The sequence below is a fragment of the Blautia sp. AF14-40 genome, assembly GCF_003479665.1.
Classification (GTDB): domain Bacteria; phylum Bacillota; class Clostridia; order Lachnospirales; family Lachnospiraceae; genus Fusicatenibacter; species Fusicatenibacter saccharivorans.
Genome location: NZ_QUHK01000029.1, coordinates 17542 through 35074 on the forward strand (window position 1 = coordinate 17542; position 17533 = coordinate 35074).

The 17533-nt window shown below is 42.5% G+C and carries 10 protein-coding genes and 1 riboswitch; of the genes, 7 read left to right on the forward strand and 3 right to left on the reverse strand.

The window, feature by feature from the left end; genetic code table 11:
- Positions 1–6 precede the first annotated feature (6 nt).
- Positions 7–2109, reverse strand: a complete 2103-nt coding sequence (locus DWW13_RS15370) for a DNA topoisomerase (RefSeq protein WP_118720504.1) — start codon at positions 2107–2109, stop codon at positions 7–9.
- Positions 2106–2864 carry a formate/nitrite transporter family protein gene (locus tag DWW13_RS15375; protein WP_055228581.1) on the reverse strand — a complete coding sequence of 253 codons (759 nt, stop codon included), beginning with the start codon at positions 2862–2864 and terminating at the stop codon, positions 2106–2108. Before DWW13_RS15375 ends, DWW13_RS15370 begins: the two co-directional genes overlap by 4 nt.
- A gap of 150 nt (positions 2865–3014) precedes the next feature.
- Between DWW13_RS15375 and DWW13_RS15380 the strand changes: the two genes are divergently transcribed.
- The 7 genes from DWW13_RS15380 to DWW13_RS15410 all read left to right on the forward strand — a co-directional run bounded on the left by DWW13_RS15380 (position 3015) and on the right by DWW13_RS15410 (position 15563).
- Positions 3015–3206, forward strand: coding sequence for a hypothetical protein (locus DWW13_RS15380; RefSeq protein WP_118601626.1), 192 nt, complete (start codon positions 3015–3017; stop codon positions 3204–3206).
- 155 nt (positions 3207–3361) lie between these two features.
- A riboswitch (cyclic di-GMP riboswitch) is annotated at positions 3362–3437 on the forward strand.
- A gap of 99 nt (positions 3438–3536) precedes the next feature.
- Positions 3537–5381: an ABC transporter substrate-binding protein gene (locus DWW13_RS15385; RefSeq protein WP_118720506.1), complete on the forward strand. Its 1845-nt coding sequence runs from the start codon at positions 3537–3539 to the stop codon at positions 5379–5381.
- Between the two features lie 146 nt (positions 5382–5527).
- On the forward strand, positions 5528–7693 hold the full coding sequence (locus DWW13_RS15390) for an ATP-binding protein (protein ID WP_118720508.1): 2166 nt from the start codon (positions 5528–5530) through the stop codon (positions 7691–7693).
- A gap of 45 nt (positions 7694–7738) precedes the next feature.
- A complete protein-coding gene (locus DWW13_RS15395) occupies positions 7739–8554 on the forward strand; it encodes a substrate-binding periplasmic protein (protein ID WP_118720510.1) in 816 nt (271 codons plus the stop codon).
- Entirely contained in the window at positions 8538–10700 is a 2163-nt protein-coding gene (locus DWW13_RS15400; protein WP_118720512.1) for an ATP-binding protein, read from the forward strand. The genes DWW13_RS15395 and DWW13_RS15400 overlap by 17 nt, the downstream gene beginning before the upstream one ends.
- 55 nt (positions 10701–10755) lie before the next feature.
- Positions 10756–12606 (forward strand): ABC transporter substrate-binding protein, encoded by a 1851-nt coding sequence (locus tag DWW13_RS15405; RefSeq protein WP_118720514.1) that lies wholly within the window; start codon positions 10756–10758, stop codon positions 12604–12606.
- A gap of 5 nt (positions 12607–12611) precedes the next feature.
- A complete protein-coding gene (locus DWW13_RS15410) occupies positions 12612–15563 on the forward strand; it encodes a hybrid sensor histidine kinase/response regulator (RefSeq protein ID WP_118720516.1) in 2952 nt (983 codons plus the stop codon).
- A 52-nt stretch (positions 15564–15615) separates the two neighbouring features.
- Here the strand turns inward: DWW13_RS15410 and DWW13_RS15415 are convergent, their stop codons facing one another.
- Positions 15616–17376, reverse strand: a complete 1761-nt coding sequence (locus DWW13_RS15415; RefSeq protein WP_118720518.1) for a diguanylate cyclase domain-containing protein — start codon at positions 17374–17376, stop codon at positions 15616–15618.
- Between the last annotated feature and the right edge of the window lie 157 nt (positions 17377–17533).

The following is a 17533-nucleotide window of genomic DNA, read 5'->3' on the forward strand; positions in this document are numbered from 1 at the left end:
CACATTTCAGGAGTTCTGTGTGCCCTTTTTTCTGGCGGTGGAATAGGACTTTGCAGAGGAATCTTCTGCAGCGGTACGTTTCCCGGTACGGGAGCGCGTGGAAGAGGCTTTTTTGTAATACGGCGCGGACGCATCAAAGCTGCTCTTTAGCTGGAACTGATTCCGCATCTGCTTCACATTTACCGTGTGGCGTGTCACAAAGTTTTCCAGTTTTCCCATATATTCCTCGGAGGTAATGGAGCCTTCCGCTACATAGGTAAGTCCCTTTTCCCAGCTTGCCGTCAGCTCCGGATTCAGAAGCGGGCGGATCGACTGGTGTACGACGTCGTAGATCATTTCGCCAAGCTGTGTCGGGGTGATAACCTGCGTCTTTTTGTTCAGAGCAAGATATTTGATAAAGACAAGCTTTTTCAGAATCTCAGCACGCGTCGCACTCGTTCCGATGCCGCTTCCCTTAATCTGTTCGCGCAGCTCCTCGTCTTCAATGAGCTGTCCGGCATTTTCCATTGCAAGGATCATCGAACCGGAGGTGTAGCGTTTTGGCGGAGAGGTTTCTCCTTCTTTGATAGAAAGGCCGAGAAGATTCAGCTCGCTGCCTTTCTGCAGCTGGGACAGCGCTGCAAGAAAAGAGGGATCGCAAGTCGTCTCGTCCTCCTTTCTGCCCTCGTCGTCCTCCTCTTTCTTACGGAAGAAAGAATACTGCATGACTTTTAAATAGCCCTCCTGCACGAGAACACGGAAGTTGGAGAAAAACTGCTCGCCGCCGATTTCGGTGACAAGAGCAACTTTCTGATAGACCGCCGGCGGATAGAAGATACCGAGAAAACGGCGGACAATCGTCTCATAAACTTTTGCGGAGAGTTCCGAGAGGTTCCGCAGATTGTTAAGGCCCTGTCCGGTCGGAATGATCGCATAGTGATCGGTAATCTGTTTATCGTTTGTATAGCGGGTGGAACCAATCTTTTTCCAGCTTTCGCCCTGCGAAATTTCATTTGCAAGGCCGCTGCAGATACCGTACTGCTGCAGGCCGCGCAGGTTTTTGCTGATTTCCCTGGCAACGGCAGAAGAAAGCACACGGGCATCGGTTCGCGGATAGGTAACCAGCTTTTTCTCGTAAAGCTCCTGAACAACTTTCAGCGTTTCATCCGGACTGATTTTGAAAAAGCGGGCACAGTCGTTTTGCAGCTCCGCAAGGTTGTAAAGCAGTGGCGCATTTTTATTTTCCTTTTTTCGCTCCATTTTCAGGACATGCGGGATCAGAGGATTCTGCATGCTTAATTCCTCGATCAGTTTCTGTGCGTCCTCTTTTTTCTGGAAGCCGTTCTCCTTATAGAGAAGCGGAGAGTTGAAGTAGCGGCTGCCTTTTACGGCGCGCCATTCCCCCTCAAAATTGCGTCCATTTAAGGAAAGACCGGCGATGACACGGTAGAATGGTGTTTTCACAAAGCTGCGGATTTCGCGCTCCCGGCGTACGACCATGCCGAGCACACATGTCATAACACGGCCGACGGAAATAGACTGATATTTAGTGCCGAGATACGATGCGACAGCGCTTCCGTATTTGAGCGAGAGAAGACGGGAAAAGTTAATGCCCATCAGGTAATCTTCTTTGGCGCGGAGATAAGCGGATGCCGAAAGATTGTCGTATTCACTTTCGTCCTTCGCTTCGCGGATACCGCGCAGGATTTCTTCTTCTGTCTGCGAGTCGATCCAGACACGCTTCTGTTTCTTGTCTTTGATACCGGCCATCTGCGCGACGAGACGATAGATGTATTCTCCCTCACGCCCGGAGTCGGTACAGACATAAATGGTTTCAATATCCTCCCGGTGGAGCAGGTTACTCACAATGGTGAACTGCTTTTTTACTTCCGGGATAATTTCATATTTGAAGTTTTCAGGCAAAAAAGGCAGGGTCTCGAGACTCCACCTTTTTAACGCAGGATCATATTTTTCCGGATAGCTCATCGTAACCAGGTGACCGACGCACCAGGTTACGACGGACTGATCCGACTCTAAGTATCCATCCCTGCGCTGCATATTCTGTTTTAACGCTTTTGCGAACTCCTGAGCAACGCTCGGTTTTTCCGCAATGTATAAAGATTTTGTCATTTATCTGCACTCATCATTCGAAGCGGCCAGGCAAGGAGCACACCGCCTCCTATTGCGTTTCCTATAGTTACAATGACCATACTTTTCAATGCGGCAGTCAGAGAAATGCCGCCTGGGACCAGAAGTGCAGCGGTAACAAAGGTGGCCATATTGGCAACGCAGTGTTCAAAACCGGCAACAACGAATCCGGTGATGCAAAGTATAATCATGAAAAATTTGGCAACTTCATTTTTGCATTTCATGCCGCAGGCAACGGCAAGGCAGACGAAGAAGTTGCAGAGAATGGCACGGAAAAACATTTCTCCGGCAGGAATGGAAAGTTTATTTCCAATAAATCCTGCGTAATAATCGGCAGTACCGGAAGCACCTGCCAGTACGAAAATTACGGAGAGAATCAGGCATCCGACAAAGTTTCCGATGTAGCTTACCAGCCATACTTTTCCAACCTGTGCCCAGGAGACTTTTTTGTCATAGGCCCCAAATGCCATAACAAGATTGTTTCCGGTGAAAAGCTCTGCACCGATAAAAACGATCAGCAGAACCGCAATGGCAAACACAATACCGCCAAGCAGTTTTCCCCAGGCAGGATCTGTACTCTGGAACGTATTGCCTACCACGTTGGAGAAAATCATGGCAACCACGATAAAGAAACCGGCCATGACTGCACGGAGAAAGTATTTCCCCGGGTGTTCTTTCAGCAGCCTTGCTTTGTTTACGGCTGCCTCTGAAAATTTTTGTACGTCATCATAAGGCATAGAATAACTCCTTTCTTATGTCCCGTAGGATGGACATATCCCCTCTCTTTTTGTCCGGGGGATGGTCTTTTTTTCCGGAGCAGCTTGCAAATGCTTCGGATTTCGCGCTTTCAACTTTGGCTATTATAGCATTTCCCGGAAAGATTCGCAATGAAGGAGGAAGAAAAAAGTATATTTCCACAGAAATGTCAGAAAATAAGGGGTGAAACGACAGATTGTATGATGAACTCAGAGGGATTGAAACAAGGATTGAAAGCTTTTTTAACCGAGTTAGCCACTTGCTCAAAGACAGGACTTCCAGAAAATATGATAGATATCATATTTCTGGAAGTTTTATTGTAAAATAATGTAACGTACTTAATAGGAGAACAGTTCGAGTATATGTATCGGCTGTTCTTTTTTTGTTTTTGAACGTTAAAATGTTAATTTTTTTCTTGTGTATAGTAGAACACTAAAGTATAATAAAATCAGTTTTTTGCATAAGATTAAAGCTATAATAAGGAAATTGGCAAACCAGATGAAAGTCTGGGACGCAAAGCTACAGGGCCTGTAAAATGGCAGCCAGTTGCATAAAATGAGGTGCACTGTCTGTCTGACGGTGCTTTTTTACGGTGTTATTTCACAGACGTAACAATAATGATTTTATCAGGAAAGAATGAGGAAAGTGAGAGTATGAATAAGGCAAAACGTTGTCTGATAGCAGTGGTGTCAGGTGTACTTGTAGCAACTGCTGTCTTGTCTGGATGTGGACAGTCAAAGAAAGAAGTATCTAAAAACGATGATCATCTTACCGTTTATCTGTGGGAAAATCGTTTGATGAAAAATATTGCGCCCTATATCCATGAACAGTTTCCAGATCAGGATATTGAATTTATTATAGGTAACAATGATACCGATCTATACAGTTATTTTAAAGAACATGATGAATTACCGGATATTATAACAGTACGTCGATTTTCTGGAACAGATGCACAGGACTTACAGCCTTATCTTATGGATTTTGCTTCTTATGATGTTGTTTCCAAGTATTATTCTTATGCGGTGCAATATTATAAGAATGAGGAGGATGAAATCCAGTGGCTGCCAATCTGTGGTATTCCGCAGACGATCATTGCCAACAAAACACTGTTTGATCAGTATGGCGTAAAGATTCCAGAAAATTATGAGGAATATGTACAGGCATGTCAGCAGTTTTATGATAATGGCATAAAACCGTATTCCATGGATCTTGGGGAAGACTGGTCTAATAATGAAATCATCCAGGCGGCGGCAATCGGTGAGTTTACAAGCCTGGATGGTATTGAATGGCGAAACGGTGCAGAGACTGCAGCGGATGAAGTGAAGTTTGATGATACATTATGGAAACGTATTTTTTTAGAAACCAGTCAGTTTCTTAAGGACTCGCACTTTGGTAAAGAAGATATCAATATTGACGTCGATACAGGAATCCAGATGTTTGTCGAGGGAAAATCAGCAATGTTTCATGGACATCCGACGGTTATGCAGCAGCTGCAGAAACAGATGGATGCGGAGCTGACCCGTATTCCTTACTTTTCACAGACATCGGATGAATCCTATGTGTACATGACTCCGTCCTTAAACATTGCATTTAACAAAAACCTGGAAAAAGACCGGGAGAAACTGGATACTGCGCTGGATGTGCTGGATTGTATGATTTCAGAAGAGGGGCAAAAGCTGATTGCGGATGGAAGCGGTGTTATTTCATTGAATACAGATGTTCCAACCATGATGCAGGATGTGCCTGGACTGGAAGAGGAAATTAATCATAATGCTGTTTATATCCGATATTCCGCCCAAAAATCATTTGATGCAAGTCTTGAGGCTGTTCACGGATTACTGTCAGGGGAAATGGATGAAACACAGGCTTATGATACTTTTCGCAGTGTAATGAATCGTAAAGATCCAGAAGAAAAAGCAATGATGAATTTTGAAAATGAATATTCCATTTCACTGAACGATAGAAGTGGCCGTGATGCAGCATCTTCCATTTTAACTACGATCAGAGAAGAAAATGATGCACAGCTGGCTCTGGCACCATATTATTATTTCACTTCCTCTATGTACAAAGGAGAATGCACCAGCAGCCGGGTTGGCATGATGACAGCGAAGAGTTCAGATACAGCATTATATTTTACAAAAATCAATGGTAAACAGGTTTGTGAACTCGTGGAAAATTATCTCGCCGATGCGGATGAGAATTTTTACGTAACCAATAAATACGAATTACCAATTGCATCCGGTATGAAAATGATCGTCAATCAAGAGGAAAGTGGATTTTCGTTAAAGGACTTAACAGTTAATGATAAGAAAATAGACAAAGAAAAGGAATACTCGATTCTTCTTACAGACACCACAATGTCCGTTTTGAAAAAAATAAATCCGAAATGTGAGATTGAGCAGCTTAAAGATACAACATTATCAAGTGCATGGATCGAAGCAATGTCAAAAGGACAGCAGCCGTCAGCACCGGAAGACTATATAGAGGTTGAACAGTAAAAGTGGAGATAGAACAAGCGGTAAATAAAAGAAAAAAAATAACAAGGCTGTTGCTTATACTACTTATGATTCTTTTAAGCTTAGTTTGTATCAAGTATCTTATAAGTAAGTCTAATAAGTATATCAGCGAAAATGGAAAAAGCAGTATGGGAGCTGTTGTTGAACAGATACAGCAGACCTATGATCTTCAGGTGAGTGGATACTACAGCCAGCTGCAGTTGGTTGAGGAATTCTTACTTCATGAGAGGGAACTGTCTCTTGAAACGGATACGAACAAAAATTTCTTTGAAGCATGGGAAAAAGAATCGGAAAGTACTCTTATATTCCTTCAGGAAAATGGTCAGGCAATATCAGCAGGTGGAACAAAAATGCGGATTGATATGCCAAGTAAACTTCTGCTGGACTTAAAGAACGGATACAATATTGGAAAACTGGTGCGTCTTGATTATGATCAGAAGAAAAAAGACGGTTATCTGGTTGCGATTCCATGTCAGGAATACACGATCAATGGAGAAACTTATACGGCAATTGGAACTGTGTATGATCATTCGAAACTGGATTCCATGTTAAAACTGAAAGGTTATGATGGGAAAGCCTATTTGTTCATGCTGGATGATGACGGAAATATTACGTATACGAACCAGAGTGGTGATAAATACCTGCGTAATTATTCTTTGCTAAAACATTTAAAAGGGCAACAGGCTATTACAGAAGAAGAGGCGGATTTGTTCAAAAAGAAATTTGATAACAGAGAATCCGGAGTTGCACTTTTGGGAAAACAGAACCCCTATTATATGGGGTATTGCCCGATAGAAAGCAACAACACCATTTTGGTGTGCATTGTGGCAAAGGGAGTTGTGGACAATGTGCTGATGGATTACCAGAAAACGGTGTTGTTTACAACAATACTCATGGCAGGTTTTATACTTTTACTTTTTGCCGGATTATTCTACAGTATTTCCAGACTTAGTCTTGCAGATCAAAGAGCAGAATATGAAAAAAGAAATAATGAACTTCATTTGCAAACAATGAAGGAAATGGAAGTAGTCAATCAAAAACTGAAAAAGGCAAAGAACGTTGCAACAGAGGCTTTACAGACAGCTGAAAATGCAAATAAGGCGAAAACGGATTTCCTGTCTAATATGTCACATGATATTCGTACTCCTATGAATGCAATCATTGGTATCACATCTTTGATCAGACATGATGCAGGTAATAAAGCAAAAGTTATAGAGTATGCAGATAAAATAGATATTTCATCGCAGCATCTGTTGGGAATTATCAATGACGTTCTGGATATGAGCAAGATTGAGGCAGGAAAAACAGTCTTCAAATATTCTGACTTTTCTATTCTGGATCTTGTACAGGAACTTAACACTATATTTCATACTCAAATATATGAAAAGCAGCAGACCCTTACAATCATAAAAGAAAATATTCAGCATGAGTGGGTGAATGGGGATCAGGTTCACCTGATACAGATTTTCAGCAACCTGCTTTCCAATGCAGTGAAGTATACCCAGGAAGGTGGGGAAATTCAGTTCTTTGTAGAAGAATGTGAGACAAAGTCATCTGTCTATGCAAAGTACCGTTTCTTAGTTAGCGATAATGGTATGGGAATGTCGGCAGATTTCAAGGATACAATTTTTGATGCGTTTACCCGTGCGGAAAGTTCCATTACAAATAAAATACAGGGAACCGGACTTGGAATGGCGATTACTAAGAATCTGGTTGAGGCAATGGGAGGTACCATTGATGTGGAGAGTGAATTGGGACAGGGAAGCTGTTTTGAGGTTCTCATGGATCTGAAAATTGCAGAGGATAGAACAGTTGCTCTGGCGGCACAAGAAGAAACAGATAAACAGGATGGTAATATCCTTCAAGGAATGAGATTCCTGTGTGCAGAGGATAATGAGCTGAACGCGGAGATCCTGACGGAACTGTTAAAGATTGAAGGTGCGGAATGTACCATCTGTGAAAATGGCGAAGAGATTTTGAAAGCATTTGAACAGTCTGCTCCAGGTGATTATGACATGATCCTGATGGATGTGCAGATGCCTGTTATGAATGGCTATGAGGCGACGAGGGCAATCCGCAGAAGTTCCCATGAACTGGCAAAGACGATACCGATTATTGCCATGACTGCCAATGCATTCTCAGAAGACATTCAGCATTCCCTTACGGCTGGCATGAATGCACATGTTTCAAAACCGGTTGAGATGAAGGTGCTGGAAAAGACGATTAGAAGCATAAAATCCGGCGGGGGGGGGTACCGAACCGCAGGTCACTGTACAGTGACGAATGGAAAGTAACCGGACATAGAAGAATCAAAAAGGATAGTTAGGGATGGACAGAAAATGAAAGGAAAAAGAGTGATTGCAGGCATTCTGCTTGCGGGAATTTTAGCAGTCACCCTGGCAGGGTGTAAAAACACAGATAACACGAAAGAAGAAACCGAAAGGCCTGTTATTACCCTCGGCAGTGACAACTATCCACCATACAATTATCTGAATGAGGATGGTGTACCGACGGGAATCGATGTAGAACTGGCTACAGAAGCTTTCAAAAGAATGGGATATCAGGTGGACGTTGTCCGGATCAACTGGGAGAAGAAAAAAGAACTGGTGGAGAGCGGAGAGATTGACTGTATCATGGGCTGCTTTTCCATGGAAGGGCGTCTTGATGATTACCGCTGGGCGGGACCATATGTAGCAAGCCGTCAGGTGGTTGCTGTAAATGAGAATAGTGATATCTATAAACTGAGTGATCTGGAGGGTAAGAACCTGGCTGTTCAGTCCACAACCAAACCGGAAGGTATCTTTCTGAACCGAACGGATGAGAGAATCCCAAAGCTGGGCAATCTGATCAGCCTGGGACACAGGGAGCTGATCTATACATTTCTGGGAAAAGGATATGTAGATGCAGTTGCAGCACACGAGGAATCTGTTGTCCAGTATATGAAGGATTATGACGCAAGCTTTCGTATCCTGGAAGAACCTTTGATGATCACTGGAATAGGTGTTGCTTTTGCAAAAGAGGATGACAGAGGAATCTGTGAGCAGATGAGCCAGACGCTGGAAGAAATGCGTCAGGATGGCACATCTCTGAAAATCATTGAAAAATATCTGGATGATCCCCAGAAGTATCTGGAGGTGGATGATCTTGGATATTAAGAGAAAGAAAAAAGAAAAACGGATCCAGCTGTTCGGCGGTCTGATTGGAGTCTGTGTGGCTGTAGCCTCTCTGTTTTATTTCTTCCACGCAGAAAAAGCCGAAGCAGAGAAAAGAATGGTGGAGATTGTAAACTATGTGAAAGTGCAGTGCTCCACCTACACCCATTTTAATGAATCTTCGGAATCAAAAAGCCTCCTCCGTGCCATTGAAAGTGCTAGACAGATGAGTACAAATATTAAAATGGAAATAGAAAACGGCGGTCAGCTAAGCCGGGATTTCCTGAAGGAAAACCTGCAGACTCTATGGGTGGATGGTATCATTGTACTGGATGCAGAAGGAAAGACGGACTGTGAATACAGCACGGATGAGTCTCTGGCTAATGAGATTACGGAGTATCTGCAAAAAGAAATTATCATGAATTTTGCCGGATATGAAGAAAGAAGCTATTCGGAACGGTTTACCAGGGAAGATGGATCCTTTATTGACATTGCAGCCTGTGCCAGAAAAGATGCACTGGGTATCGTTGCAATCTATTACTACACATCTCCTGAATTTGCCAGAAACTATACACTGACGATACAGGGGCTTTTAAATGGTTATAGCATCCAGAAAGATGGAACGATTATCGTTGCAGACGACGGAATCGTTGTTGCCAGCAATAATGAGAGCCTGTTGGGACAGAATACAGCCGACAACGAAGTTGTTCAGGCAATGAAAAAGCATACAGACAGTCAGCATATCTATCATTTTAGGAAGGAAGGAATTGGATGTTATGGAATCATGCTGAAACAGCGTGATTATTATATCTACGCATATCTTCCGGATACGGAAGTGTTTTGTAATCTTCCATTAAGTGTTATAGGTGTTATTTTTCTTTATTTTCTGATGTTCGGCATATTCTGGTTCTGGACATACAGAACCAATCTGGCGCACCGGAAACAAGAATTTGAAAAAGATGAAAAATATAAAGCAGAACTTCTGACAGCAGCAAAAAAGGCAGAAGCCGCCAATGAGGCAAAAACAGAGTTCCTTCATCGTATGAGCCACGATATCAGGACTCCGATTAATGGAATCTACGGTTTGATTAATATGGCAGACCATTATGCAGATGATATGGAGAAGCAGAAGGAATACAGAACAAAGGTTAAAGCGGCATCCAATCTGTTGCTGGAACTGGTAAATGATGTTCTGGACATGAGTAAGCTGGAGTCGGGTGAAGTTGTTCTGGAAGAGAGTCCATTTAATCTGAGCAAAATTTCTGAGGAAGTGCTTGTTGTAATTGAACAGATTGCTGCAGAACAGAATATCCGGATTGTATGGGAGAAAAAAGAAATCATATACCGTGATCTTATTGGAAGTCCGGGGTATGTAAAACGTGTGATGATGAATATCCTGTCCAATGCAGTGAAATATAACAGAGAAAATGGACATATTTATCTTAGCTGCATGGAAATCCCATCCGAACAGCCAGGAATGACGACAATGGAATTTATCTGCCGGGATACAGGAATCGGAATGACTGAGGAGTTCCAGAAACATATTTTTGAACCATTTGCACAGGAATATACGGGAAGCCGCACAAAGTTTGTCGGAACCGGACTGGGAATGGCCATTGCAAGGAAGCTGGTCGAGAAAATGGGTGGAACCATTACTTTTGAAAGTGAAAAAGGCGTAGGGACGACATTTGTGATCCGGGTTCCATTTAAAATAGATCCGGATGCGGATAAACGTGAAGAACAGAAGGAGGTATCCGAAAAATCTATAAAGGGATTGCATATTCTGCTGGCGGAAGATAATGAGCTGAATATGGAAATCGCTGAATTTATGCTTCAGAATGAGGGCGCTGACGTGACCAAAGCATGGAATGGGCAGGAAGCGGTTGAGCTGTTCAGAAAAAGTGAACCCGGTGAATTTGATGTCATTCTTATGGACATTATGATGCCGGTAATGAATGGTTATGAAGCTGCAAAGACAATCAGGTCTCTGAACAGAGAGGATGCAAAGACAATACCGATCATTGCAATGACAGCAAATGCCTTCACGGAGGACAGAATAAAAGCAAAAGAAGCAGGAATGGATGAACATGTTGCTAAGCCTGTTGATATGGAATTACTGATAAAAGTAATTCATAGATTGGTGGGGTGATAAAAAATTAGGAATTGCTGGATATATTGACAGGGCAAATGAAGGAGAACTTGTAATGAAAAAAATAAAATGGAACAGAGTTTTGGCTGTACTTTTGGCAATGGTGACAGCCGTATCACTACTGTCAGCATGTGGCAGTAAAAGTGCAGAGAAAGAAGATGCAGACACAATCACGGTGTACTTATGGAGCACAAGCCTGTATGAAAAATATGCACCATACATCCAGAAACAGCTCCCGGATATCAATGTTGAATTTGTTGTAGGCAACAACGATCTTGATTTCTACAGATTTCTGAATGAAAATGGTGGATTGCCGGATATTATAACCTGCTGTCGCTTTTCACTTCATGATGCAAGTTCCTTGAAAGACAGCCTGATGGATCTTTCCACAACCAATGCGTCAGGCGCTGTCTATGATACATACCTTAGCAATTTTATGAATGAGGATGGAAGCGTAAACTGGCTTCCGGTGTGTGCAGATGCCCATGGCTTTGTAGTGAACAAAGACCTTTTTGAAAAGTATGATATCCCTCTTCCGACAGATTATGAAAGCTTTGTCTCTGCCTGCCAGGCATTTGACCAGGTGGGTATTCGTGGCTTTACTGCAGACTATTATTATGATTATACCTGTATGGAGACACTGCAGGGGCTGTCAGCATCAGAGTTGTCTTCTGTGGAAGGACGTAAGTGGCGTACTGCCTACAGTGACCCGGATAACACAAAAAGAGAAGGTCTGGACAGTACAGTCTGGCCGGAGGCTTTTGAACGTATGGAGCAGTTTATTCAGGATACCGGTCTGAGTCAGGATGATCTGGATATGAATTATGATGACATAGTTGAAATGTATCAAAGTGGCAAGCTTGCCATGTACTTTGGCAGCTCTGCCGGTGTAAAAATGTTTCAGGATCAGGGCATCAACACAACGTTTTTTCCATTCTTTCAGGAGAACGGTGAAAAGTGGATTATGACTACGCCATATTTCCAGGTGGCTTTAAACCGAGATCTGACACAGGATGAGACACGTCGAAAGAAAGCAATGAAAGTGTTGGACACAATGCTTTCGGAGGATGCGCAGAACCGGATCATTAGTGATGGACAGGATCTGTTAAGCTACAGTCAGGATGTGGAACTCCATCTTACACAATATATGAAAGATGTGAAACCTGTGATAGAGGAAAACCATATGTATATCCGTATTGCGTCAAATGACTTTTTCTCTGTGTCCAAGGATGTGGTGTCTAAGATGATTTCAGGAGAATATGATGCAGGGCAGGCTTATCAGTCATTTAATGCCCAGCTCCTTGAGGAGAAATCCACTTCCGAGAAAATAGTATTGGATTCACAGAAGGCTTATTCCAGTCGTTTCCACAGCAGTGGAGGTAATGAAGCATATTCTGTTATGGCAAACACTCTGCGTGGCATTTATGGAACAGATGTGCTGATTGCAACCGGAAACAGCTTTACGGGAAACGTGCTGAAAGCCGGCTATACAGAAAAAATGGCGGGAGACATGATCATGCCAAATAGTCTTTCGGCTTACAGCAGCAAGATGAGCGGAGCAGAACTGAAAGAGACAGTCAAAAATTTTGTAGAAGGCTATGAGGGCGGATTTATTCCGTTTAACCGAGGCTCTCTGCCTGTGGTCAGCGGCATTTCCGTGGAAGTCAAAGAAACAGATGATGGTTACATATTGAGCAAAGTTACAAAAGATGGAAAAAAAGTTCAGGACGAGGATACTTTCACGGTAACCTGCCTTGCGATATCTAAACACATGGAAGCTTATCCGGCAGATGAGAATATTGTGTTTGATGGAGAAGATACCTTTGTGAAAGACACCTGGACAGGATATGTTTCAGATGGTGATGCCATTCTTGCAGAGCCTGAAGACTACATGACTCTGAGGTGAGAAGAATGGATATTAAGAATCATAATAAAGGCAGAAAGAAACCTGTCATGGGAAAACCATTCCAGATAGCTGTCTTTACAGCTGTTTTACTGGGAATTGTTCTGATGGTTTTCCGATATTTTGGATTTGTATCGAAAACTGTTTATGAGGAAAGTGTTTCTCATCTGACGGAAGTTTTTCATCAGTCTGATAACATGCTGAGAGAACTGACAGATAAGAATCTGACCTATCTTCATATGTGGGGTGAGAATCTGCAGAATACCTCCAGCGAAGACGAAATTCGTAATTATATAAAGAAAGCGCAGGAAGATGCCGGATTCTTAGATTTCTTTTTTCTGTCAGCTGACGGGGATTACAAGATGGCGACAGGGGAAACCGGGTACCTTGGATTACAGGAAAACATTGAAGAGGAGATCCGGCAGGGAAATGATGTGATAGCGAATGCAGCAGTTCCCGGAAAGTCTCAGCTGCTTGTTTTTGCTACTCCCAGGGCCCATGGAATTTATCAGGGATTTGAATATGATGCAATTGCCATTGCCTATGAAAACTCTGATATCGTAGATGTGCTGGACATTTCTGCTTTCAATGGAAATGCCCAGAGCTTTGTTGTTCATCCGGATGGCCGTGTTGTGGTCGATCATTCTTCTGAGTCATGGGGGAATGTGTACAATTTCTTTGGTGTTCTGAGAGAGCATTCCAATATGTCTGAAAAAGAGATCAATGAGCTTTCGGAGAAGTTTAAAGCGGGACGCACCGATGCGATGCTGGTAAATCTGGATGAAAGAAACTATTATCTGGTCTATGAAAAATCAGATATTCAGGACTGGGTATTTCTGGGACTTGTACAGGCGGATATTGTCAATGCCAGTATGAACAGTCTGCAGCGTAGTACAATGCTTCTTGTGGCTGCGGTTTTGTTCTGTATTGCCGCCTTTTTTATCGGCCTTATTATTCAAAAAAACAGGATAAGCCTTAGAAGAAAGGACACACAGATCCGGTACAGAGACGAGCTTTTTCAAAAGCTGTCAATGAATGTGGATGACGTTTTTCTGATGCTGGATGCAAAAACATATCAGGCAGACTATATAAGCCCAAATGCGGAAAAACTGCTTGGTATTACGGTAGAACAGATTCGCAAAGATATTCGTGTTCTGGGAAAACTGCATCCAGAGGAACATGAAAATCCGGAGGAAAATTATCTTGAGGAAATCCAGGTGAATGAACAAAGAGAATGGGATTTTGAATATGTTCATCAGAAAACAGGGGAAAAACGCGGGTTCCATAATATTGCAATGGGCAGTGAGGTAAATGGGAAAAAGAAATACATCCTGGTTATGTCAGACCGTACTGCTGACTGGAAAATGAATCAGGCACTTTCTGAGGCAGTCCGTGCGGCGGAGACAGCAAACAGGGCTAAGAGTACTTTCCTTTCCAATATGTCTCACGATATCCGGACACCAATGAATGCGATCATCGGCTTTACCACACTGGCTGTAAGTAATATTGATAATCAGAAAAAAGTCAGAGATTATCTGAGCAAAATCCTTTCCTCCAGTAAACATCTGCTTTCACTGATCAATGATATCCTGGATATGAGCCGGATTGAGAGTGGAAAGATCCATCTGGAAGAAACGGAGGTCAGTCTGTCGGATGTGCTTCATGATCTGAAGACCATCATTAGCGGGCAGATCCATGCGAAACAGCTGGAGCTTTATATGGATGCAATGGATGTTACCAATGAGGATGTCTATTGCGACAAGACACGTTTGAATCAGGTGCTGCTGAATCTGCTGTCCAATGCAATCAAGTTTACTCCTGCAGGCGGAACTGTATCTGTCCGGCTGAAACAGTATCCAGGGACAGTAAAAGGCAGTGAACTATACGAGATCCGGGTAAAGGATAATGGAATCGGCATGAGTCAGGAATTTGTACAGAAGATCTTTTCTCCTTTTGAGCGGGAGCGGACTTCCACTGTGAGCAGAACCCAGGGCACAGGACTTGGCATGGCCATCACCAAGAATATTGTGGATATGATGGGTGGTACCATTGAGGTCCGGACAGAGCAGGGGAAAGGCACAGAATTTATTGTCCGTCTGCCATTTCGGACTCAGCCTGAGAATCACCGTATAGAGAAGATTGCAGAGCTGGAGGGCCTTAAGGCTCTGGTTGTAGATGACGATTTTAATACCTGTGACAGTGTGACAAAGATGCTTGTGAAGGTTGGAATGCGTTCGGAATGGACACTTTCCGGTAAGGAGGCTGTTCTGCGTGCAAGGCAGTCTATGGAGCTTGGGGATGCATTCCATGCTTATATTATTGACTGGCGTCTGCCGGATATGAATGGCATTGAGGTCACCAGACAGATCCGCAGTCTTGGTGATGATACGCCGATCATTATCCTGACTGCTTATGACTGGTCAGACATCGAAGTGGAAGCCAGGGCTGCAGGGGTGACTGCATTCTGTGCGAAGCCTCTTTTTATGTCAGATATCAGAGATACCCTGATGGCTGCTATCGGCCAGAATCAGGCTGAGCAGGAGAATCCCGTTCTTCCTGAGACAAGCTCAGATTTCAGAGGCAGGTGCATACTGCTTGTGGAAGACAATGAACTGAACCGTGAAATTGCGGTGGAGATCCTTAACGAATATGGCTTCATGGTTGATACTGCAGAAAATGGAGCAGAGGCAGTGGAGAAAGTTAAGAATTCGAAGCCATGTAATTATGATCTGGTGCTGATGGATGTGCAGATGCCGGTAATGAACGGATATGAGGCCACGAAGCAGATCCGTGCCCTTAGGGATCCGGCGCTGGCGGGAATTACCATCCTTGCCATGACTGCCAATGCTTTTGACGAAGACAAAAAGAAAGCACTGGAATGTGGTATGAATGGCTTCTTATCCAAGCCAATTGTTATAGAGGAATTGATCAGTACGTTACAAAACAATCTGGTAGATTAGTAAAAAAACTGCTAAGAAGTTCGGTTCACAACTTTTTAGCAGTTTTTTTTATTTATTCGGAAAATTTATCACTGTAACGAAGATGCATATCTTCCCAATCCATGAACAATACATAAAATACTTTTCCGTATTGTTGGCTTTCTACGATTCTTCCATGATCAAGCACGGAAAGATAAGTTCCGTCAGCTTTTCGAAGATGAAAGTGAATATAGTCATTTTCATTGCCTGTGTCAATCTGTTCCCAGATGCTTGTTTCAATCTGTTGTTGTTCATCTTGTCGGATCAGATTGCGGAACCTTTTTTGAGTAAGCCTGAATAGTTCATCCATGCTCTTATAACCAGTCATATGAAGAAATTCGTGGTTTGCATAAAAGAGCTCATCATCTTCTTTGTCTGCTCTATATATGATAAATGCACCTGGAAGGTGTTCAGAGATATCCTTCAGTGCAAATCCAAGCTGTTTGCGGACTCCTGACTGGAGACCTTTTCTGTAAGCCATACATCCGTTTTTTCCATGCAGTTTTATTTCATAAAGAGCTGCATCTGCACAGCGCATAAGCTGTGAAGGGCTGGCTGCAAATGTTGGATATTCTGCATATCCGAGAGATATATAAAATGCGAGTTCTTTACCGTGATATGAAAACGTTTTTGGAAGCTTAGTGAATTGCTGCAGCTGTTTATCTGCTTCCTTAAAGGTACAATTTGGTAAAAGAATGCAGAATTCGTCACCACCATTTCTTCCAAGCAATGCATCGGATGGGAAAAAAGCTTTCATACTGTCTGCCAGACTCTTTAATGCTTTGTCTCCGTAACTATGGCCATAGATATCATTGATAAACTTAAAGTCATCAATATCAAGGAGCGCAGCCACAAAATGTGTTTGTGGATTTTTAGAAATTATTTTTTCTGCTAATTCATCAAATCCATAGCGATTATAAATATTTGTAAGAGAATCTGTGCGCGCCAGTATTTTATATTTGTTCTTGTGTTCTTTTGCTATCAGCCATACCCTGGTAAGTACTGACAGAAGAAGGCTTATAGTAAGAAACATTCCGCTGATAATTATCAGTAGTGTGTTATTTCTCCATCCGGTTTTAGGAGTTACCTCAAGCTTCCAGGTTCCATCCCCTACTGTAAAAGAGTAAGAAACCGGATGATCTATTTGACCATCTGACTGATAAACCACTTTATAAGTATCGCTCCAGGGAGTGTCTGTTTTTAAAATTTTGTATTCATATCCAAAATTTGAAAGTGCACTGACTGTATCTGAAAAAATATCCGGAACACGCAGGATAACAATGGTAAATCCCCAGAAATACTCTTGTCCGCTTTTATCTTTCAGGTAGACTGGATTGCGGACTGCAATTCCATAACCGCCCTGTTTTAATTCGAAGGGTCCCTGCGTAATGGTTGCATGGTTATCTCTGGCATAACAGGAAATCTCTTTACGGTCTTTATCCTGGAGCAGATCGATCTTACCTGCCTCATTTCCTTCATCCGGATAAATATCTGTTACAACACCATTGGGAGCGAGCTGCACGCTTTCAATAGAATCAGACATAAGATTCCCGGCAATCGTGTCAAACTGATGGATTTCGCCATTTTCACTGATTAAGGTCTGTTCCAAAGCATCTGTAATTCCAATTCCATCTGCAATTTCATTCTTTATGCGATCACCATAGGTGGTTGCGTTTAATTGTGCCAATATGTGTCTCTGATTTTTTTCATGGGTGTCTGTTCTGTATACAATTAAACCAACAAGGCATATGCCCAGTAAAAAAATAATAAGAGGCACAAGTGTTTTTTTCTTCACTTGGTTCACCTCATTTTATTCATTGGAGATTTATAATAAAGCATTATATCATAGAAGTTGAAAAACGGAATAAGTTTTTAAAAAAAATGACAGTATAATGACAATATGTTTCTGGGCGTTAAAAAGGTAATGTTTTTCTTGTGTACAGTAGAGTACT